We start from the raw sequence: 19801 nt of genomic DNA, 5'->3' as shown, positions 1-19801 counted from the left end.
CGACAGGGTGGCGGCGGTTCTAGATTCGCCGCATCGGACCGGAGAACTGCGGCGAATGCGCGGTTCCTCCCCTGTGGTCCGTCGATTCCCCGCTCCCGGAGATCCAGGAGATCCCCATGCCATCGCCTTTTGCCCCGACCGCCCTCGTCGGCGAGTCCTTCGCCGGGGAGGGTGCCAACGCCGCGCACACGAACGTCGTGATCGGACGCAAGGGCGGACCCGTCGAGACGGCGTGGGCCACGGCTCTGGCCACGCCCAGCGCCGGACACGTCCCCTTCATGACGATCGTGCGGCCCTCGGTCCCGGTGAAGCCGCTGACGCTGTTCGTGTCGAAGGCCGCCGCGGAAGGTGAGCTGCACCAGCGCGCCACGTGGGGTTCCGCCCAGGCCGGTCTGGCGCAGGGTGTCACGGACGCGGTCCGGGACGGTCTGCTGCCCGCCGAGGAGGCCGACGATCTGCTGATCATCGCCGCGATCTGGGTGAACCCGGCGGTCGACGACCTGGACGTGTCCTTCCGCAATCAGCGCGCCGCCGCGTACGAGGCGGTGCGGGCCGCGGTGACCGGCACCCCGACCGTGGCCGATGTCCTCGCGGCCGCCGAGGAAGGCCCGGCGAACCCGTTCTACGCCCCCACCCCCGAGGTGCTCACCCGATGAAGATCACGGACATCACCCTGGACCGGCTGCGCCTGGAGCTGGACCCGCCGTTCCGGGCCGCGTGGGACCCCGAGCCGCGGCGCCACTTCGACGCGACGATCGTCCGCGTCCACACCGACGAGGGGATCACCGGTATCGGCTCCGGTGATCTGATGGACGGCTTCGACACCTACAAGCACCTGTTCGTCGGCGAGGACCCGCTCGACATCACCCGGCACGTCAAGGCCATCGAGACCGCCAACTTCCACGGCGCCCACTACTGGCCGCTGGAGGCGGCGCTGTGGGACATCATCGGCAAGGTCCACGGCCGCCCGGTGGCTGAGCTGTTCGGCAACGCGGCCAAGAAGCTGCCTGCCTACGCCTCCTGCGGTGAGCTCAAGTCGCCCGAGGAACGTGTCGCCACCGCGCTGAAGGTACGCGAGGCGGGCTTCCGCGCGATGAAGATACGCATCGACCGCAACCGTGTGGACGAGGGGATCGCCGCGGTCCGCGCCGTACGCGAGGAACTGGGCGCGGACTTCGAGATCATGGTGGACCTGAACCAGTCGTGGCGCATGGCGGGCGACACCGCGGGCGCCACCGACCTCGCCCGGACCCGCAAGACCATCGCGCGCCTGGCCGAGCTCGATGTGTTCTGGGTCGAGGAGCCGCTGCCCTACGGCGACCTGGCGGGCTTCAAGCGCCTGCGGGCCGAGAACCCCGGGGTGCGCATCGCGGCCGGCGAGATGCACCACTCCCCCACCGAGCTGCTGCGCTATCTCGAAGAGGACGCCCTCGACATCTACCAGATGGACGTGGTGCTCGCGATCGGCATGCACCGCGCCCGCACCCTGGCGGAAATCGCCCAGCTCAAGCACCGCCACTTCACCCCGCACAGCTGGACCAACGGCATCGGCGTGCTCGCCAATCTGCACGTGGCGGCGGGGGTCGGCGGCGGCCCGTTCTTCGAGTTCCCCTACGACCCGCCCGGGTGGACCCCGGAGCGCCGGGACTTCATGCTCGCCGACCCGGTGCGGGTGGACAGCGAGGGCGACCTCGAGATCCCCGCGAGGCCGGGCCTCGGTATCGAACTCGACGAAGACGCGATCGACCGGTGGAGGATCACATGACGCACGGCATCGACGCCCTGCTCGCCCGTTCGTACGACCAGTGGGTGGCCGCGGCCGGCACACTCACCATCGAGACCCGGCTGTTCATCGACGGCCGCTTCACCGACGCCCTCTCGGGCGACACCTTCACCAGCGCCTCGCCGCGCGACGGTTCGGTGCTCGCCAAGGTGCAGGCGGCCGGGACCGAGGACGTGGACCGTGCCGTACGCGGCGCGCGCGCCGCCTTCGAGGACGGACGGTGGCGCGACCTCCCGCCCAAGGAGCGCAAGAGCGTCCTGCTGCGCTGGGCCGATCTGATCCGGGCGAACGCCGAGGAGCTGGCCCTTCTCGACACGCTGGAGATGGGCAAGCCCATCACCGAGTCCGTGCGGATCGACGTGGACAAGGCCGCCGAGACCATCGCCTGGTACGCCGAGGCCATCGACAAGACCTATGACGAGGTGGCACCGACCCCGGGCGACGCGATCGCCCTGATCACCCGGGAGCCCCTGGGCGTCATCGGCGCGGTCGTCCCGTGGAACTACGCGCTGCTGATCGCCAGTTGGAAGCTGGGACCGGCCCTGGCCACCGGCAACAGCGTCGTCCTCAAGCCGGCCGAGCAGACCTCCCTGGCCGCCCTGCGGCTGGCCGCCCTGGCCTCCGAGGCGGGTCTGCCGGACGGGGTGTTCAACGTCGTCCCGGGCCGCGGCGAGGTCGCCGGACAGGCGCTGGGCCGCCACCCGGAGGTCGACAAGATCGCCTTCACCGGCTCGGCGGAGGTGGCCCGGCTCTTCCAGGTGTACGCGGGCGAGTCCAATGGCAAGCAGGTGGCCGTCGAGGCGGGTGGCAAGTCGCCCCAGCTCCTGTTGCCCGACGCCGATATCGAGGCCGCCGCGTCGGCCGTGGCCTGGGGCATCTTCTACAACGCCGGGCAGACCTGCAACGCCGGTTCCCGCGTCGTGGTCCACGCCTCCGTCAAGGACCGGCTGCTGGACGCCCTGCGCCGGATCACCGCGGAGACCTTCCGGGTGGGCGACCCGCTCGACCCGGCCACCGTCATGGGCCCCCTGGTCGACGAGACCCAGCTGGCCACGGTCCTCGGCTACATCGAACGCGGTGTGGAGGACGGGGCGAGCGTGGTGTTCGGCGGTGGACGCACCCTCACCGAGTCGGGCGGCAGCTATGTCGAACCGACCGTCCTGGACGGGGTGGTGAACACCTCCGCCGTCGGCCAGCAGGAGATCTTCGGCCCGGTCCTGGCCATCGTGTCCTACGACGGCGACGCCGACGAGGGGATCCGGCTGGCCAACGAGAGCGACTACGGGCTCGTCGCCTCCGTCTGGACACGTGATGTGGCCGTCGCCCACCGCGCCGCCAAGCGACTGCGGGCCGGGACGGTCTGGATCAACACCTTCGACGCCAGCGATGTCATCACCCCCTTCGGCGGCTTCAAGGCCACCGGCGCGGGCCGGGACAAGTCCCTGCACGCGCTGGACGCGTACACCGCGCTGAAGACCACCTGGATCAACCTGGCCTGAACCGGCCACGGTGCACGGACCTGTCCAACCCCTCTCTTCTTTACTTTTCTCTTCTCACCACAGCGAGGACAACGATGAGGATCGGTTTCATCGGCCTGGGCAACATGGGACGCCACATGGCCCGCCATCTCATCCACGCGGGCCACCTGGTCACCGTGCACGACACCCGGCCCGAGGCCGCCGCCGAGCATCTGGCGCTCGGCGCCCGCTGGGCCGATTCCCCCGCGACCTGTGCCGAAGGCGCGGAATTCCTGATCACCATGCTCCCCACCCCGCGCATCGTCGAGGACGTACTGCTGCGCGGTGGCGCGGCCGAGGCCCTGCCGCCCGGCGCCCTGTGGATCGACATGTCGACCTCGACCCCCGCGGCCGCGGACCGCGTCGCCGCCGACGTCCTGGACGGGCGCGGGGTGCGCCGGCTCGACGCACCGGTCAGCGGCATGGCACGGGGCGCCGAGGCCGGAGCACTGCAGATCTTCGCCGGCGGTACGGACGACGACTTCCGCATCGCCCTGCCCGTCCTCGAAGCCATGGGCGATCCGGACCGCATTCTGCACGTCGGCCCGCCCGGCGCGGGCTACACCGTCAAGCTCATGCTCAACCTGCTCTGGTTCAGCCACGTGGTCGCCACCTCCGAGGTGCTCGCCATGGGCGTCAAGGCGGGCGTCGACCTCGGGACGCTGCGCAGCTCGCTGCTGGCAAGCCCGGCCGCCTCCGCCTTCGTCGAGAAAGACCTCATGTCCATCCTCGCCGACGGTGACTACGACGACTCGTTCGCCATGGCGCTCGCCTGCAAGGATCTGGGGCTCGCCGTCGACCTCGGCCGCGACCTGGGCGTGTCCACCGAACTGTCCGCCCTCGTCGAGCAGATCTACCGCCGCTCCAAGGCCCATCACGGCGAACTCGCCGGTGAGATGAGCCCCGTCCGCCTCTACGAGGCCCTCGCCGGGCAGGAGTTCCGGCTGCCCGACCCGACCATCGCGCCGGCCGACGCGACACTCGCGGTCTGAGAACGAGCGAACGCCACCCCGCACCACGACGCCAGGAGCCGCACCCCATGACCTCTCCCGGGCCCGGCGGTCCCACGCCGCTGAGCATCGACCCCACCTGCCGTATCGAGTTCGGCCCCGGCCGCATCGGCCAACTCCCCGCACTGATCGCGGCGACCGGCCACGATCGCGCCTTCGTCGTCACCGACCACGGCCTGCGCGCCGCGGGCGTCCTGGAGCCGGTCCTCAAGGCCCTCCGGGCCGCCGGGCTGGAGTACGCCGTCTACGACGAGGTGGCCCCCAATCCCTCCACCGCCAACGTCGACGCGGGTGCCGCACGAGCCCGTACGTTCGGCACCGCCGCGGTCGTCGCCCTCGGCGGTGGCTCCGTACTCGACGCGGCGAAGGGCATATCCCTGCTGGTCGGCAACCCGAAGGCCACGGCCGCCGACGCCGACGAACTCTGGGAGGCGGCCGACGGACTCCCGCTCGTCGCGATCCCCACCACCTCCGGCACCGGCGCCGAAACCAACGGCTTCGGGGTCATCGAGGACACCACCGCCTGCCGCAAGGTCTACATCGGCCACCCCTCCGTGAAGCCGCGCATCGCGCTGCTCGACCCGGAGCTCACCCTGGGCCTGCCCGCGCCCGCCACCGCCGCCACCGGTATCGACGCCCTCGTCCACGGCATCGAGTCACTCGCCTCGCGTGGCGCGAACCCGGTCTCCACCGCCTACGCCACACAGGCCGTGACCATGGTCAGCCACGCCCTGCCCGCCGCATACCGGGACGGCGCGGACCTCGACGCCCGCGCCGAACTGATGCTGGGAGCCCATCTCGCGGGCCAGGCACTCAGCCTCTCCGGGCTCGGGCTGGTCCATGGCATCGGCCACGCGCTGACCGCGCACACCGGCACTCCCCACGGCGTCGCCCTCGCCGCCGTCCTCGAAGAGGTGATGGAGTTCAACGCCCCCGCCGCGCAGGGCCCCTACGAGCAGGTGGCACGTGCCATGCGCCTGGCACCGCCCGCCGACGGAGACTGGGCGCGGGCAGCCATCGAAGCGGTACGCGAGATCGCGGGCGCCGTCGATGTGAAGCGCCCCCTGCGGACGCTCGGCGCCGACCGCGGCATGCTGCCCGCCATCGCCGCCGGGGCGGTGGCGGACGCGGTGACGACGAACAACCCCCTGTCCCCCGATCACACCCAGGTCCTGGACATCCTCACCACCACCTACTGACCGTGGCGCGCCACCGTGCCCCTGAGATCCGGGCACGGTGGCGACGGCTGTCACATGCGCGGACCCGGCGGTGTCTTCATGCCAAACAGGCAACCGCACAGGGAGAACACCATGTCGCTACGCGTTCCGAAGGCGGAGCTCCCCACCGAGCTCCGGGAAACCCTGCTCGAGCAGCTCGGTGAGGTGCCCGAACCCGACGAGGTGCTGTGGAACAACTCCCAGGTCGCCGAGGCGAACCGGGAGTTCGCGGCCAAGCTGGGCGCGTGGGACACGGCCGACGCGAGCCTCAAGACGTTCGCGCATATGGCGGTCGCTGCACAGATCGGCTGCAGCTGGTGCCTCGACGTCAACTACTTCCTCGCGCTGAACCAGAACCTGGACCTGGCCAAGGCGAGCCAGGTGCCGCGCTGGCGGGAGTCGGAGGCGTTCACACCGCTGGAGCGGGACGTCCTGGAGTACGCCGAGGCCATGACGAATACGCCGCCGACCGTCACCGATGAGCTGTCCGCGAGCCTGCTCGACCGGCTCGGCCCGGCGGCGCTGGTCGAACTCACCGTGTACATCGGCTTCGCCAACTTCGCGAGCAGGTGCAATACGGCGCACGGAATCACCTCGCAGGGCTACTCCGACGTCTGCGGGATTCCGCTGGCCGCGCGTGGAGCGCGGCCGTCCGGCGTAGCGTCCACGGCATGACCGAGGACCCGTTCGTCGCCCATCGCAGTCTGCTGTTCACGGTCGCCTACGAGATGCTCGGGTCGGCCGCCGACGCGGAGGACGTGGTCCAGGAGTCCTGGCTGCGGTGGGCCGACGTCGACCGGTCGCAGGTGCGTGACCCGCGGGCCTACCTCGTCCGCACGGTCACCCGCCAAGCGCTCAACCGCCTGCGGACGCTGTCACGCCGCCGCGAGGAATACGTCGGCGAGTGGCTGCCGGAGCCGCTGCTGACCAGCCCCGATGTCGCCGAGGACATCGAACTCGCGGAGAGCGTGTCGATCGCGATGCTGACCGTCCTGGAAACACTCGGGCCGACCGAGCGGGCGGTGTTCGTGCTGCGCGAGGTCTTCGACATGCCCTACGGAGAGATCGCCGAGGCCATCGGGAAATCCGCGGCCACGGTGCGGCAGATCGCGCGACGGGCCCGCGAGCACGTGGCGGCCCGGCGGCCGCGGATGCGGGTGAGCCGCTCGGAGCAGCAGGCCGTGGTGGAGCGGTTCCTGGCCGCGCTGCGGACCGGGCAGGTGCGGGAGCTGATGGAGATCATGGCGCCGGACGTGGTCATGATCGCCGACGGTGGCGGGGTGGTGGCCGCCGCGCGGGCTCCGATCCACGGCGTCGAAGAAGTGGCGAAGTTGCTGGCGCGCGCGAACCAGGTGGTGGCCGCGTTCGAGACGACGCCCGTATGGCTCAACGGCGCGCCCGCGGGCCGGCTGGCCTTCGACGGCGAACCGTCCGCGGTGAGCCTCCTGGTGGAGAACGGGCGCATCGCCCGGATCTACGTGGTGAGAAACCCACGGAAGCTGACCCGGCTGGATGTACCGGCCGAACTCGCCAGGTAGCCGCGCCGCGGCTCTGGGGAGTGCCGTGGGCGTTCCGGGCGGTGGGAAACCGCCCGGAACACCCACGACCGCACGGGGGGCCGGCCCTCCCTAGTGGTGCCAGGCATGTCCGCCCGTGTTGTGGATGAATCGCTGCAGCACCTTGACCGTCGTCAGGTACTCCTCGTCGGAGATGCCCGCGTGCCGCTCCGTCCACAGCTCGTCCTGAAGGGCCGCGGCCTTGTCGAAGAAGGTTCTGCCCTCCGCCGTGATGCCCAGACGTCCCTCGGCGTCCTCGGTGATCCAGCCCTGGGCGATGGTCCGGTCGATCTCCTCCTCCATGACTTCCGGACCCGCTTCGAGATAGTTGCTGAGGAGACCGGACACCTCCTCGCGGGTCTTCGCGGGGTCGGCGTGGGCGACCTGCGCGAGGACCCACCACTGTGGCTGGGTGGTGCCGATCCCGGCGAGCGTGGCCTGGATGCGGGTGACAACGGCTTTGTAGGCCGCCCAACTCCAGTAGCCGATGGGCTGCCGTATCAGTTCGGCGTCGCTGTGGGAGTACTCCATGGCCGGTCCCTCCGTCTTTGCTTGAACTCGTTCGAGGAAACCGACCGTAAAAGTTCAACCTGACGTGAAGTCAAGGACTCTCGACCCCCGCGGTCGCCACCTCACCCGTACGACCCGTCCGGGGCCGCGAGTTGGTCGCCGAGGGTGCTTCGCCGGTACAGCACCTGCCGTCCGTGGCGTGCCCGGGTGACCAGTCCGGTGGCATGCAGCACGCGCAGGTGCTGGGAGACGGCACTCGGCGTCACCCTGAGGCGACGGGCGAGCTCGACGGTGGGCAGTGGCTCCGCCAGGAGGCCGAGAAGCCTCGCCCTGGGCGCGCCGATGAGCGACACGAGAGCGGGCGCGCCGTCGGTGGGCACCGAGGCCCAGAGCGTCGCCACCCCGCGGCTGGGATAGACCAGCGACGGAGGTTCCTCCGGGCTCACCGGAGGTGCGGGCTGGTGCGCGAAGACCGAGGGCAGAAGGAGCAGGCCCCGGCCGGATGCCGCGACCTGGTGCCGGCTGATCATCTTGGCGATGTACAGCACCCCGTTGTGCCATCGCAGATTGGGGTGCATATCGGCGAAGAGCAGGCGGGCGCCGCCCATGGCCAGTTGCCGCGCGCGGTAGGTCATGTCCGCCTCCACGACGAGTCGCATCTGCGGCCACATCGGCTTGATGGCTGTCTCCCAGTACTGCCTCAGGAGTGCGCAGAGGGTGTCGCGGAGTGCGGCGACGGGTGCGTCGTCGGCGGCGGTGGCGTCGCGCAGCGCTGGGGGCAACGGGTCCGGCGCATGGGTGGCCAGCAGGTCGCGGCGGACCAGGTCGGGAGGGGTCCGGCGGACGACGGCCAGTTCGTCCTCGAAGGCCGGGGCGAAACTCGCGGGCCGCGGAGTCAGAAAGTCCGGGAGGGTGCGTCTCCGCGCCACCAGGGACATCAGCAGGTCCGTGTCCAGATCGCCGAGTCCGCCGAGTACGGATCCGCGCCACGGGAGATGCACCGCGGACAGGCTCGGATCGTGCAGCACTCGCAGGCTGAACACCGTCTCGTTCAAGGGCGATACGGCGAACCGCGTGTCCGCCAGGTCCTCGACATCGAGCACAAAGCTGATCATTAAGCCATACGCTACATCGATTGGCAGGGGCACACCGGTGCCATGGACTTCAGCCCATGACGCATCCCACGCATGCACAGGCAACGGCCGTGGCGACCGGTGCCGCCGATGGGCCGGCGGACTGACGAATGAGCCGCCGTATGCTCCTGATCCTGGCCGTCACCTGCGCGGTGGCGGTGGGCAACATCTACTTCCCGCAGTCCGTCGGCCCGCTGGTCGCCGAGGGCCTGCAAGTGTCGGCCGACTCGGCCGCCCTGGTGGTGACCGCCACCCAGGTCGGCTACACGGCCGGGATCGTCCTGCTGGTGCCGCTCGGCGACCGGATCCCGCACCGCTCGTTCCTCGTCGTCCTGCTCGCCCTCACCGGCCTGGCCCTGCTCGCCGCGGGGTGCGCACCGGCCCTGCCGCCCCTCGTCGCCGCCGGCGCCGTCGTCGGCCTGACCACCGTGGCGGCGCAGATCGTGGGCCCCCTGGCGGCCGGACTGGTGGCCGCCGACCGCCGAGGAGCGGTGATCGGCACTCTGCTGAGCGGATCGACCGGCGGCATGCTGCTGGCCCGCACCTTCAGCGGCACGCTCGGCGAATGGCTGGGCTGGCGGGCCCCCTATCTCGTGGCCGCGGTCCTGGCCCTGCTCCTCGCCACCGTCCTGGCGTTCACGGTACCGGCCACGGCCCCGGCCCCGGCCTCCCGGCAGTCCTACCCCGCGCTCCTGGCCGAACCGCTGCGGCTGCTGCGCACCGAGCCTGAGCTGCGCCGCTCCTGCCTGTACCAGGCGACCGTCTTCGCCGGATTCTCGGCCGTCTGGACCTGTCTGGCGCTCCTCCTCGCCGGTCCGGCCTACGGGCTGGGTGCCCAGGCCGTCGGCATGCTCGCCCTGGTCGGCGCGGCGACCATGGTCTGTACCCCGCTCGCCGGCCGCCTGGTGGACCGCCGAGGGCCCGATCCGGTGAATCTCGTCTGCCTGCTCGGGGTCCTCGTCTCCGCCGTGATTCTCGCCGCCGGCGCCCGGGGCGGAACGCCGGGCCTGGCCGCCCTGACGGTCGGCACGCTGCTCCTGGACGTGGCGATGCAGTCCGGCATGGTCGCCAACCAGGCCCGGGTCTACGCCCTGCGCCCGGACGCCCGCAGCAGGCTCAATACCGCCTATATGACCTGCGCCTATCTGGGCGGCAGCGCGGGTTCCTGGCTCGGCGTCCAGGTCTGGAGCCGGGTCGGCTGGTGGGGCGTGTGCGCACTCGTCACCTTCCTCACCGGGATCGCCCTGGTCCGCCACCTGCCGGCGCTGCGCCGATCCCGGGAGAGCCCGCCACGTGGGGAAATCCCGGCGGGCCGCGTCGTCGGTTCCGGCTCAGGCCCCACGCCGTAGAGCACCGCCGCTACGCCCCGGAGCCCTCCTCCGGCAACGTGGTGAGGAGCTCGCTCGTGGTGAGGATGGCATGGGCGAAGGTGGGGCCGTTCAACTCGTGCGCGGAATCCGTCATCTCGGGCTTGGCGTCAAGTCGGTGTTGGCGAACCCGCTCTGCGCCCAGTGCTCATGGGCCACCACCTCCCCCGGCCGCGGCCGGAAGTCGGGATGGAACTCCCCGCCCCAGGTGTCCCGGGCGAAGCTGTGCCGGACCATGATGTTCCGCTGGGTCGGGTTGGGGTGGGTCCACGACTCGTAGTCACCCGGCTCCCAGCGGCGGTGCGGGACGAACACCACCGGCACCCCCGGACTGCCGGGCGGCGCCGACGACGGCGCGCAGATTGTCCGGCAGGCCGACCTTGCCCTCTGGAAGATCAGGTGTCGGGGACCGGCTGCTGGTGAAACCCACTTCCCGGGTTCCTCATGACCAGCTACAGTAGGTAGACCTACCTACCTAGTCTGTCGGGATGCATGCGATGAGTGAGACCGGTACGAGGACGACGGATCCCGGAAGGCGGCGGCCCGCGCGGGAGCGCCTGCTGGCGGCTGCCGCGCGGCGCTTCTACGCCGACGGCGTGACCGCGACCGGAATCGACACGATCACCACCGAAGCCGGCGTGGCGAAGATGAGCCTGTACAACAACTTCTCCTCCAAGTCCGATCTCGTCAGGGCCTATCTCGACGCCCGGCACGAGGAGTGGCTCGCGCTGTACGCGTCACGGCTGGAGCAGACCCAGAACCCCCGCGACGGCGTCCTCGCGGCCTTCGACGCCTACGCCGATCACGCGGCGTTCGCCTACGAGCGCGGCTTTCGCGGCTGCGGACTGCTCAACGCGGCCGCCGAGCTGCCCGCCGGAGACGAGGGGCGGAGTGTCGTACGCCGCCACAAGGAGGAGGTCGAGCGCCTGATCGCCGGGCACCTCGAAGAGCTGCTGCCCGACCGCCCCGACGATGTGCGCACCATGGCGGAGCATCTGTCGTTCCTGCTGGAGGGCGCGATGGCGCGGGCCGGCCTGGAAGGCGACGACAACCGGCTGCGGCACGCCCGCGCGATGGCGGCGGCCCTGCTGGACAGGCTGTGAGGCGGCCCACCGGACACGGCGCCCGTTCGGCGGGCGCCGGATCGTTGTGCGTGCTCGCCGCCTCCGTGCTGTGGGGCACCACCGGCACCGCGTCGACCTTCGCCCCGGGCGTCGGGCCCCTCGCCATCGGCGCCGTCGCCATGGGCCTGGGCGGACTGCTCCAAGCCCTGGTCGCCGCCCCCCGCATCGCCCGTCAGGCCCCGCGGCTGCGTGCGCGGCGCGGCACCGTACTGCTCGGCGCGTTCGCGGTCGCGGTCTACCCCTTGGCGTTCTACAGCTCGATGCACCTGGCCGGAGTGGCGGTGGGAACGGTGGTGTCGATCGGCATGGCACCACTGGCCTCAGCCGTGATCGAACGCGTCATGGACCGGCGCCGGCTGACGCGCCGCTGGACACTCGGCGCCACCCTGGGCCTCCTGGGCACCCTCATGCTGTGCGCGGCCCAAGCCACTCAGGACCCCGGCGACCGGGGGCAGCCATCCATGGCCGCCACGATGCTCGGCGTAGGGCTGGGCCTCATCGCGGCCACGACCTACGCCCTCTACTCCTGGGCGGCGCACCGGCTGATCACCCACGGCATCGTCTCCCGCGCGGCGATGGGCACGGTCTTCGGCTTGGGCGGACTGCTCCTGGTGCCCGTCCTCCTGGTCACCGGCGCGCCACTCCTGGACTCCGGGTCCAATCTGGCCGTCGGTGCCTACATGGCGGTGGTGCCCATGTTCACCGGCTACGTCCTGTTCGGCTGGGGACTGGCGCATGTGCCCGCGAGCACGGCGACCACGCTCTCCCTGCTCGAACCGGCCGTCGCCGCCGTCCTCGCCGTGCTGGTCATCGGCGAACGGCTGCCCGCCGTGGGCTGGACCGGCATCGCGCTCGTCCTCGCCTGCCTGGCCGTCCTCACCGCCCCCACAGCCGTCTCCAGGCGGCGCCGACAGCGGCCGGAAGGCGTGCCGCCACAGCGCACAGTGGCGGAGCACACGGTTGCTCAGCCAGGCCCGGGGCGGGTGCCGTAGCGGAGTCCGTCGACGAGCGGGGCGGGCGGCGAACGCTCCGCCGCCCGCCCCATCACTCCGCGGCGGAAAACCGCTCCGCCAGGTCGCGATGCCGGTCCGCGGCCAGCTTCGCCCGGGCCGTGCTGATGGTCGATCCGGGCATCCGCCCCAGCCGTTCGAGCTCGTCGGCGAAGCGCGGATGCTCCAGCCGCGCGTACTCACGGCAGGCAAGGCAGGTGACGTTCTCCGGACGCGGAGAGGTCATCGCGTACGGCGCCCGCATCCCGCATCCGGTGGCGATGCGGCTCGGCAGGTCACCGGCCAGGCCGAAGGTGGACGCCATCATGTCGCGGACGGCGGCGACGCCTCGGACGACCTTCGACTCGACATGGATATGCGGATCGTCCCCGCCCATGCGCCCCCCTGCCCCGGCGACTTGACGGGCCGGGGATGCTCCCGGCCGCCCGCGGACCGCAGGAGGAGTCTGCCATGTGCCCGGTGCGCCACCGCCGATGCGCCCGCCGGTTCAGGTCGCGGTCGCGGCCGCCGCCGCACGGCCCGCGGCGCGGCCCGAGAACAGGCAGCCGCCGAGGAAGGTGCCTTCCAGGGAGCGGTAGCCGTGCACTCCCCCGCCGCCGAAGCCCGAGACCTCACCGGCCGCGTACAGACCGGTGATCGGGTTGCCGGAGGCGTCCAGGACGCGGCCGGAGAGGTCGGTCTGGAGGCCGCCGAGGGTCTTGCGGGTGAGAATGTTGAGGCGCACGGCGATCAGCGGTCCGGCGGACGGGTCCAGGATCCGGTGTGCGGGGGCGGTGCGGCTGAGTGTGTCCCCGGGGTAGGCGAGCGCGTTGCGGATGCCCATGACCTGGACGTCCTTGGTGTACGGGTTGGCGATCTCGCGGTCGCGGGCCTCGACCTGCCGGGTGAGGTCCGCCAGGTCGATGAGGTTGTCGCCGGTCAACTTGTTCATGCCCGCGACCAGTTGGGGCAGGGTGTTGGCGACGACGAAGTCCTCGCCCTTGTCCCGGAACCGCTGGATCGGCTCGGGTGTCTGCCAGATGCGGGAGAGGAGTTGCAGGATGTCCTTGTTGGTCAGGTCCGGGTTCTGCTCGGAGCCCGAGAGCGCGAACTCCTTGGCGATGATCTTCTGGGTGGTGACGAACCAGGAGTAGTCATAGCCGGTGGCGGTGATCGTCCCGAGGGTGTGCAGGGTGTCGTAGCCCGGGATGTCGGGGGTGGCGAAGCGCTTGCCCTTCGCGTCGAACCACATCGACGAGGGGCCCGGCAGAATGCGGATGCCGTGGCCCGGCCAGATCGGGGCGTAGTTCCTGAGGCCCTCGGTGTAGTGCCACATGCGGTCGGGGTTGACGATCCGTCCGCCCGCCTTCTCGGTGATCGCCAGCATCCGACCGTCCACATACGCCGGGACGCCGGTGACCATGAACTTCGGCGGTGAGCCGAGCCGGTCGGGCCAGTTCCGCCGTACGAGATCGTGGTTGGCGCCGATACCGCCGGAGGTGACGATCACCACCGGGGCGTTGAGCTCGAATTGGCCCACCACGGTGCGCGAGGTGGGCTTGCCGCGGGCGGCGTCGCTCGGCTCCAGGATCGCGCCGCTGACCCCGGTGACGGCACCGCCGGTGACCACCAGATCGTCCACCCGGTGCCGGAACTTGAAGGTCACCCGCCCGTCCTTCGCGGCGGCCCGCACCTTCTTCTCGAACGGCTCGACCACGGCCGGACCGGTGCCCCAGGTGACGTGGAAGCGCGGCACCGAGTTGCCGTGCCCGTCCGCCAGGCCGCCGCCGCGCTCGGCCCAGCCGACGATCGGGAACCACTGCACGCCGAGCCCGTGCAGCCAGGACCGCTTCTCCCCGGCCGCGAAGTCCACGTACGCCTCGGCCCATTTGCGGGCCCAGTAGTCCTGGCCGCCGGGATCGGAGACGCCGCGGTCGAAGCCGGCCGTGCCGAGCCAGTCCTGCCAGGCCAGTTCGTGGGAGTCCTTGACGCCCATCAACCGCTGTTCCTCGGAGTCCACGAAGAACAGGCCGCCGAAGGACCAGAACGCCTGGCCGCCGAGGTTGCTCTCGGGCTCCTGGTCGAGGAGGAGCACCTTGCGTCCCGCGGCCGTCAGTTCCGCCGTGGCGACCAGCCCGGCGAGCCCGCCGCCGACCACGATGGCGTCCGCCTCCGAGGACGCCCCGGAGGCGGCGAAGGCCGGACCCGCCGCCTGGGCCAGCGCGGCGCCGGCGAGCACACCGCCCGCAGCCGTCAGGGCACGGCGGCGGCTGATCCCGGCCAGCGAGGCGGCGTTCTCTGTGGAGTTCTCCATGGGCGGCCTTCCGGAAGGGGGTTCGGAGGGTGCGGGAGATGCGCAGGGGGTTGCCGCGACGGCAACATGTTACCGACGGTAGCCCACAGGGTGCGGGGCCGCCAGACTCCTGCTCCCGATGAGCAACTCCCGGAAGCCGTAGGGCACTTCGGCTGGTCAGCGCCCACCGGATGACGGCTCGGGCGAGGCGCGCCGCCGTGGCGAGAAGGCGTACAGATCGAGGATGTCGGGCAGCGGCGCCACACCGGGGCCGCCCGCCGTGACCCAGGCCACGACGTCCTCTGTCGCCTCCGGGTCGTTGACCAGGCCGAGCCACACCGGCCTGCCCCCGGCGGCACGTCCGGCCGCCGACGGCTGCACCACGATCACATTGGCCTGATCGCAGACGTCCAGACACCCGGAGACGCGTACGGGCGCCTCCTCACCGAGCCGTGCGATCTGTGCCGCATGGTCGATTCCGGTCACCTTGGGGCTGCCGCAACAGCAGTCCCGGCATACGGTCACCCGGCATGGCACCGGGTCGGTCGGCCTGACAGGCATGCCGCATCACCCTCCTCCGGGGAAGTCCGCCCCGGTTTCCGTCGAGGAGGCGACCGCGTGAGTCTCCTGGCTCTCGGGTCGATGCTCGTCCCGGCCTTCCCACCCGCGCGTACGGGCAGTGGCCTGTTCGGGATCCGCTCGCCGATCACAGTGGCGGCACCGCGCCGGATTCACACCGGCTTCCTCGTTCCGCCGTCGCCTTTGTCGCCCGGCATCATCGCATCCCGGGCACCGCCACACCACGTGGCCCCCGCTCCCGCGAGCGCCACGGGCGGCTGGACGTCAGTTGTGGCGGGCCGCCACCCCCGCGAGGATTTCGCCCAGGCCCTGGCGGGTGGCCGCCAGCACCACGCGGTCGTGCGGCCGCAGGACATAGCCGGGGTGCAGATCCCACACCAGGGAGGGCGCCTGGGTGGCGCCGTCGTAAGGAGGCGCCGCGGCGAGGTCGCGTTGCCGGTCGGCGGGTTCCGCCGCGTCCAGTGCGATCACCCGCCAGGCGCCCGGTGCGAACGCCTCGGCGACGGTACGCCCCTCCAGTTGCGGATGCCCGGCGACATGCAGGGCGGCGAAGAGCAGCACTCTGCGCTCGACCGGTATGGCGCCCAGGATCTGACGTCCCATCATCGCCCCGGCGAACGCCGGGGCCGCCAGGCTGGAGACGCTGCGGCTGCGGGTGAGGGCCCGCGGATGGGCCGCGCGCAGTGTGCGGTAGACGGCGGTGGCGAAGCGGTCGTCGTACAGGCGCAGCGCCACCCGCAGCCGGGGCTTGACCGAGCGGGCGTACAGCGTCGCCTCCAGGTTGGTGGTGTCGACGCTGGTCAGGGCGAGCAGGGAGTGTGCCCGCTGGATCTTGGCGGCCTCCAGGACGCCCTCCTGCGTGACATCGCCGATGACCGTCGGCACCCCCAGTCTGCGGGCCAGCGGGATGCCGCGCGCTCCGGGGTCCTCTTCCACGCACACCACGGGGATGTCCATCTCCCGGAGTCTGGCCAGCACCCGGGTGCCGACCTTGCCGAGCCCGAGCAGCACGACGTGGCCGGAGAGGCCGCGCGGAGGGCGGCGCAGCGCGGAGGCGGTGCGGAAGGTGCCCAGCGCCTCGAGCGCGGCGGCCACCAGGACGGGCAGCATGAGCAGTCCGGTCAGCCCGGACAGCAGTTGGAGGACCTTGCGTCCGGTGGGCTCGTCGAGCGCCGGGTCGTCGATGGCCAGCACGTCCAGCACCGTGAGGTAGGCGGCGCGGAGCAGACCGGCTCCGGTGAACTGCCAGGAGGCGATGGTGAGGGCGAGCACGGCGATCGCCATTCCGGCGACGGACCAGCGCAGTCGGCGGGAGAACAGCGAGGCGAGGGGCAGTCTGCGAGTGCCGAGCCGCCGTGGCGGCAGCGGTGGGCCGGTGGCGGAGACGGCCTCGAGCACCACCGTGTCGCGTCCGGTGGCGGCGGCCACCTCCTCGTCTCCGGGCAGCAGCTTGGGCCCTTCGTCCCCGCTGCTGTCGGAGCCCTCGCTGCCGCCGGGGTCGCTGGTGGTGGACGAGAGCAGGGCGAGGGTGCACAGCCCCGGGCGGGCCACCTCGTCGGGGCCGGGCGGGGTGCGCTCGGCCGCGCGCAGCAGCAGCCCGTCGGCCTGGAGCACTTTGCTGGTGCCCGCTACGGCGGTGGCCGCCAGCGCGGGGGCCGCGGTGTCGGCGTCCGACAGTACGGTGGTGGTGGCGTCCAGCTCCGCCGCGTCCATACCGGGATCGGCCACCCGCGCCGCCTCGTCGAGGAGTTCCTCCAGATGCTGGCCGAGCTTGCGGTTGTAGAGCCGGATCACCAGCCGCAGCCGGGGGTTGAGGCGGCGGGCGCGCAGTGCGGCGTGGATGTTGGCCTCGTCGTCGTCATGGACCAGGGCGAGCGCGGTCGCGTGCTCCGCACCCGCCTCGGTCAGCACCTCTTCGTCGAGCGCCGGGACCTCCATGACCCGCACTCCCCCGTCCGCAGCGGGGTCGTCCGCGGCTTGCCTGGGCAGCGGGATCCGTCCGACGGCCGCGCTGAACCGGCCGAAGAACGCGGAGGTACGGCCGCCCTGCCGCCATCCCGCCACCTGCTGCCCCGCCGGGTCCGCCACGGGCGTGCCGCCGGGGATGACGACCGTCACCCGTGTCCGGTAGACGTAGTAAAGCTCGGCGGCGAGGCGGTGGGCGAGCGCGTCGTCACCGCAGACGACCATGTGGGCCGTCCCCGAGGGGGACGGCGGGTCCGAGGTGGAGGTGGAGAACACGACGGCGAAGCCCCCCGTTGGTCCGTGATGCCGTGGGTCGTCCGGGCGGGGTAAGGCGGCCGCGGTCTCCGGCGGCCGGCACCCGCGCTCCGGCGGTCATGATCAGACCGTACCTGGTGGGCCGCCCAAGGGAGTTGGGCGCCGGGGGCCGGCGACCGGACGGCCCGTCCGCTCACTCCGGCGGGGCTCCGCAGCGCGCACAGCGGGCGAAGGGCGCGGTGTCCTGGATCGCGCCGCAGTCGGCGCAGACCCGATCCAGCCAGCAGGCGGGCTCCCCGCCCTCGGGCTCGGCGGGCGCCGGGTCCGGGTCGGGATCCCGGTTCGCCGTCGCCCGGTTCGCCGTCGCCCGGTCCGGGTCGCCGGGTCGAGCCGTGCCGCTCATCGTGTACGCCTCCCTGTCCGGACCGTACGCGAGTCCATCCGCCGACCCTCCACCCGTGGCTCCGTCCCGGGAAGCGGCCCAGCCATAGATCCGATCTCTCCTGCGCCAATGCCCCCTGACGGGACGTAATAGCGCCCGACCCCTCCCCAGTTATCGGATGACTCGGTAACGTATCCGCCTCGGGAGGCAACGATGCCGAGATCTTACCGACGCTCCGCTGTGGCATTTCTGCTCTGCGGCGTCCTGGCCATGACGCTCTTCATCACCGGGCCCGCGCAGGCGAAGGACTCCGCCTGGACCGTGCGCGGCCCCTCACCCCACTCCGGTCCCCTCGCGCAACTGCGGCTCGACGGAGCCTCGGGAGCGCTGACGCTCCAGGTGTCCCGGGGCGGACGGACGGTGGTCGAGCCCTCACCCGTGGGCATCGTCACCGAACGGGCGGATCTGTCGCACGGGCTGCGCTATCTGGGGCGCCACGACCGCACCGTCGTGGAGCGCTACCGGTCGACGGTCGGCAAGGAGCGCTCGCGCACGGCCCGGATGACCGAGACCCGCTTCCGCTTCCGGGGCAGCGGGAGCGCCCGGCTGGACCTCGTGGTGCGGGTCTCGGACGACGGGGTCGCCTATCGCTATGTCCTGCCGTCCGGCAGCGGTGATGTCCTCGGCGAGACCGCGGCCTTCACCCTGCCGTCGGACGCGGCCGCGTGGCTGGGCGACTACCGCAAGGACAACGAGAACCTGTTCAAGGAGTACACCGCGGCGACCGCGCCCACCGGTGAGTACATGGCTCAGGCGCTCTTCGAGACGGCGGGCGGCTACGCCCTGATCGCCGAGTCGGATCTCACCGGCCGCTACTCCGCCGCCCGGCTGATCCATCAGCAGGGGCAGCCCACGTACCGCATCGGGCTCTGGGATCAGCGGGTCACGTCCGACGGACCGCTCAGCACGCCCTGGCGCGCGCTGATCGTGGGCGATCTGGGGACCGTCACCCAGTCCACCTTCACCGACGATCTGGCGCCCGCGTCGCGGGTCGCCGACACCTCGTGGATCCGGCCCGGACCCGCGCTGTGGACCTGGCTCGCGGGCGGCAAGCCGGCCGGGCAGAGCCTGTCGATGCAGAAGGGGTACGTGGACTACGCGGCCCAGCGCGGCTGGCCGTATGTGGTGGTGGACGCGGGCTGGTACTTCGACCCCGACCAGTGGGATGTCACCGATCCCGACTGGCCGCGCAACAGCTGGATTCCGCGGCTCGTGGACTACGCGCGCGAGCGGCATGTGGGCATCCAGGTCTGGATCCACCACCGCGACCTCGACACCGCCGAGGAGCGCGAGCTGTGGCTGCCCACGCTGGAGAAGTGGGGGGTCAAGGGCGTGAAGATCGACTTCATGGACTCCGAGGCCCAGGAGACGCTGCGCTGGTACGACGAGATCCTCAAGGCCACCGCGGACCACCATCTGCTCGTCAACTTCCATGGCTCGACGATCCCCAAGGGCATCCAGCGCACCTGGCCGCAGGTGATGTCGATGGAGGGCGTGAACGGCGAGGAGAAGCGGACCAACACTCCGCAGCATCTGGCGACGCTGCCCTTCACCCGCAACGTCATCGGCTCCATGGACTTCACCCCCGGGGCCTTCCACCGGGCCGAGCGCCCCAACGCGGGTTCGGACGCGGGGGAAGTCGGCCTGTCGGTGCTCTACGAATCCGGTATCCAGGACCTGGCGGGCACCCCGGAGTCGTATGACGCACGTCCGCTCGCCCGCCGCTTCCTGGAGCAGATCCCCGCCGCCTGGGACCGCACCCGGCTGCTGACCGGGCGGCCCGGTGAGAGCGCGGTGCTCGCCCGCGCCAGCGGCTCCCGGTGGTTCATCGGCGGTACGTTCACCGGCCCCGCCCATACCGCCGAGGTGCCGCTGCGGCTGGAGAAGGGCCGCTGGCTCGTCGATCTGCTCCTGGACGGCCCGGACGGTCTGGTCCGCACGCCCACGGTGGTGCGCGGCGGGCAGACGCTGTCCGTGCCGGTGACGGCGGACGGCGGGTTCGCCGCCATCGCCTGCCGCTGGCGGCCCGGCCTGTCGACCTGCGACCGTCCCTGACCATCC

The 19801-nt window shown here is 71.7% G+C and carries 19 protein-coding genes and 1 riboswitch; of the genes, 11 read left to right on the top strand and 8 right to left on the bottom strand.

The genetic code is table 11. From position 1 onward, the window contains the following. Window positions 1-116: 116 nt before the first annotated feature. From fae to CGL27_RS46860, 7 genes are all read left to right on the top strand, one after another. Window positions 117-656: a formaldehyde-activating enzyme gene (gene fae / locus CGL27_RS46890; RefSeq protein ID WP_119993834.1), complete on the top strand. Its 540-nt coding sequence runs from the start codon at window positions 117-119 to the stop codon at window positions 654-656. Continuing rightward, complete coding sequence (locus CGL27_RS46885; RefSeq protein ID WP_078646266.1) at window positions 653-1765, top strand: mandelate racemase/muconate lactonizing enzyme family protein; 1113 nt, start codon at window positions 653-655, stop codon at window positions 1763-1765. Before fae ends, CGL27_RS46885 begins: the two co-directional genes overlap by 4 nt. After that, window positions 1762-3282, top strand: a complete 1521-nt coding sequence (locus CGL27_RS46880; protein ID WP_205587862.1) for an aldehyde dehydrogenase — start codon at window positions 1762-1764, stop codon at window positions 3280-3282. The genes CGL27_RS46885 and CGL27_RS46880 overlap by 4 nt, the downstream gene beginning before the upstream one ends. Before the next feature lie 74 nt (window positions 3283-3356). Beyond that, window positions 3357-4292, top strand: coding sequence for an NAD(P)-dependent oxidoreductase (locus tag CGL27_RS46875; RefSeq protein WP_078646264.1), 936 nt, complete (start codon window positions 3357-3359; stop codon window positions 4290-4292). A gap of 47 nt (window positions 4293-4339) precedes the next feature. Continuing rightward, window positions 4340-5509 (top strand): iron-containing alcohol dehydrogenase, encoded by a 1170-nt coding sequence (locus tag CGL27_RS46870; RefSeq protein ID WP_119993833.1) that lies wholly within the window; start codon window positions 4340-4342, stop codon window positions 5507-5509. A 111-nt stretch (window positions 5510-5620) separates the two neighbouring features. Further along, window positions 5621-6202, top strand: coding sequence for a carboxymuconolactone decarboxylase family protein (locus CGL27_RS46865; RefSeq protein WP_119993832.1), 582 nt, complete (start codon window positions 5621-5623; stop codon window positions 6200-6202). Continuing rightward, on the top strand, window positions 6199-7065 hold the full coding sequence (locus CGL27_RS46860; protein WP_119993831.1) for an RNA polymerase sigma-70 factor: 867 nt from the start codon (window positions 6199-6201) through the stop codon (window positions 7063-7065). The genes CGL27_RS46865 and CGL27_RS46860 overlap by 4 nt, the downstream gene beginning before the upstream one ends. A 90-nt stretch (window positions 7066-7155) precedes the next feature. Here the strand turns inward: CGL27_RS46860 and CGL27_RS46855 are convergent, their stop codons facing one another. Both CGL27_RS46855 and CGL27_RS46850 read right to left on the bottom strand, forming a co-directional pair. Continuing rightward, window positions 7156-7614: a MarR family winged helix-turn-helix transcriptional regulator gene (locus CGL27_RS46855; protein ID WP_119993830.1), complete on the bottom strand. Its 459-nt coding sequence runs from the start codon at window positions 7612-7614 to the stop codon at window positions 7156-7158. A 101-nt stretch (window positions 7615-7715) separates the two neighbouring features. Further along, window positions 7716-8708 (bottom strand): helix-turn-helix domain-containing protein, encoded by a 993-nt coding sequence (locus CGL27_RS46850; RefSeq protein WP_119993829.1) that lies wholly within the window; start codon window positions 8706-8708, stop codon window positions 7716-7718. Window positions 8709-8848: 140 nt separating this feature from the next. Here CGL27_RS46850 and CGL27_RS46845 point away from each other — a divergent pair, with 140 nt between their 5' ends. Continuing rightward, window positions 8849-10075, top strand: a complete 1227-nt coding sequence (locus tag CGL27_RS46845; protein ID WP_205587861.1) for an MFS transporter — start codon at window positions 8849-8851, stop codon at window positions 10073-10075. 111 nt (window positions 10076-10186) lie between these two features. Here the strand turns inward: CGL27_RS46845 and CGL27_RS52745 are convergent, their stop codons facing one another. Continuing rightward, the gene (locus CGL27_RS52745) at window positions 10187-10408 is read right to left on the bottom strand and encodes an isochorismatase family protein (protein ID WP_240450875.1); all 222 of its coding nucleotides are present in this window, start codon (window positions 10406-10408) and stop codon (window positions 10187-10189) included. Window positions 10409-10590: 182 nt separating this feature from the next. Between CGL27_RS52745 and CGL27_RS46835 the strand changes: the two genes are divergently transcribed. Beyond that, window positions 10591-11196 carry a TetR/AcrR family transcriptional regulator gene (locus tag CGL27_RS46835; RefSeq protein WP_119993827.1) on the top strand — a complete coding sequence of 202 codons (606 nt, stop codon included), beginning with the start codon at window positions 10591-10593 and terminating at the stop codon, window positions 11194-11196. Beyond that, entirely contained in the window at window positions 11193-12209 is a 1017-nt protein-coding gene (locus tag CGL27_RS46830; protein WP_119993826.1) for a DMT family transporter, read from the top strand. Before CGL27_RS46835 ends, CGL27_RS46830 begins: the two co-directional genes overlap by 4 nt. Window positions 12210-12261: 52 nt before the next feature. Here the strand turns inward: CGL27_RS46830 and CGL27_RS46825 are convergent, their stop codons facing one another. From CGL27_RS46825 to CGL27_RS46805, 5 genes are all read right to left on the bottom strand, one after another. Further along, window positions 12262-12603, bottom strand: a complete 342-nt coding sequence (locus CGL27_RS46825) for a hypothetical protein (RefSeq protein WP_119993825.1) — start codon at window positions 12601-12603, stop codon at window positions 12262-12264. Window positions 12604-12714: 111 nt separating this feature from the next. Then, the gene (locus tag CGL27_RS46820; protein WP_119993824.1) at window positions 12715-14520 is read right to left on the bottom strand and encodes an FAD-binding dehydrogenase; all 1806 of its coding nucleotides are present in this window, start codon (window positions 14518-14520) and stop codon (window positions 12715-12717) included. Between the two features lie 156 nt (window positions 14521-14676). Then, a complete protein-coding gene (locus CGL27_RS46815) occupies window positions 14677-15060 on the bottom strand; it encodes a hypothetical protein (RefSeq protein WP_078646254.1) in 384 nt (127 codons plus the stop codon). Window positions 15061-15119: 59 nt separating this feature from the next. After that, window positions 15120-15249, bottom strand: a riboswitch (cobalamin riboswitch). A 93-nt stretch (window positions 15250-15342) separates the two neighbouring features. Next, window positions 15343-17268 (bottom strand): NAD-binding protein, encoded by a 1926-nt coding sequence (locus tag CGL27_RS46810; protein WP_119994884.1) that lies wholly within the window; start codon window positions 17266-17268, stop codon window positions 15343-15345. A 223-nt stretch (window positions 17269-17491) separates the two neighbouring features. Then, the gene (locus CGL27_RS46805; protein ID WP_119993823.1) at window positions 17492-17701 is read right to left on the bottom strand and encodes a hypothetical protein; all 210 of its coding nucleotides are present in this window, start codon (window positions 17699-17701) and stop codon (window positions 17492-17494) included. 192 nt (window positions 17702-17893) lie between these two features. Between CGL27_RS46805 and CGL27_RS46800 the strand changes: the two genes are divergently transcribed. Then, window positions 17894-19795: a glycoside hydrolase family 97 protein gene (locus tag CGL27_RS46800; RefSeq protein WP_119993822.1), complete on the top strand. Its 1902-nt coding sequence runs from the start codon at window positions 17894-17896 to the stop codon at window positions 19793-19795. Window positions 19796-19801 lie beyond the last annotated feature (6 nt).

This window comes from Streptomyces sp. 11-1-2, assembly GCF_003595545.1.
Classification (GTDB): Bacteria; Actinomycetota; Actinomycetes; order Streptomycetales; family Streptomycetaceae; genus Streptomyces; species Streptomyces hygroscopicus_B.
Note: the sequence above shows the minus strand (reverse complement) of the source record. Positions and strands in the feature narration are given on the sequence as shown.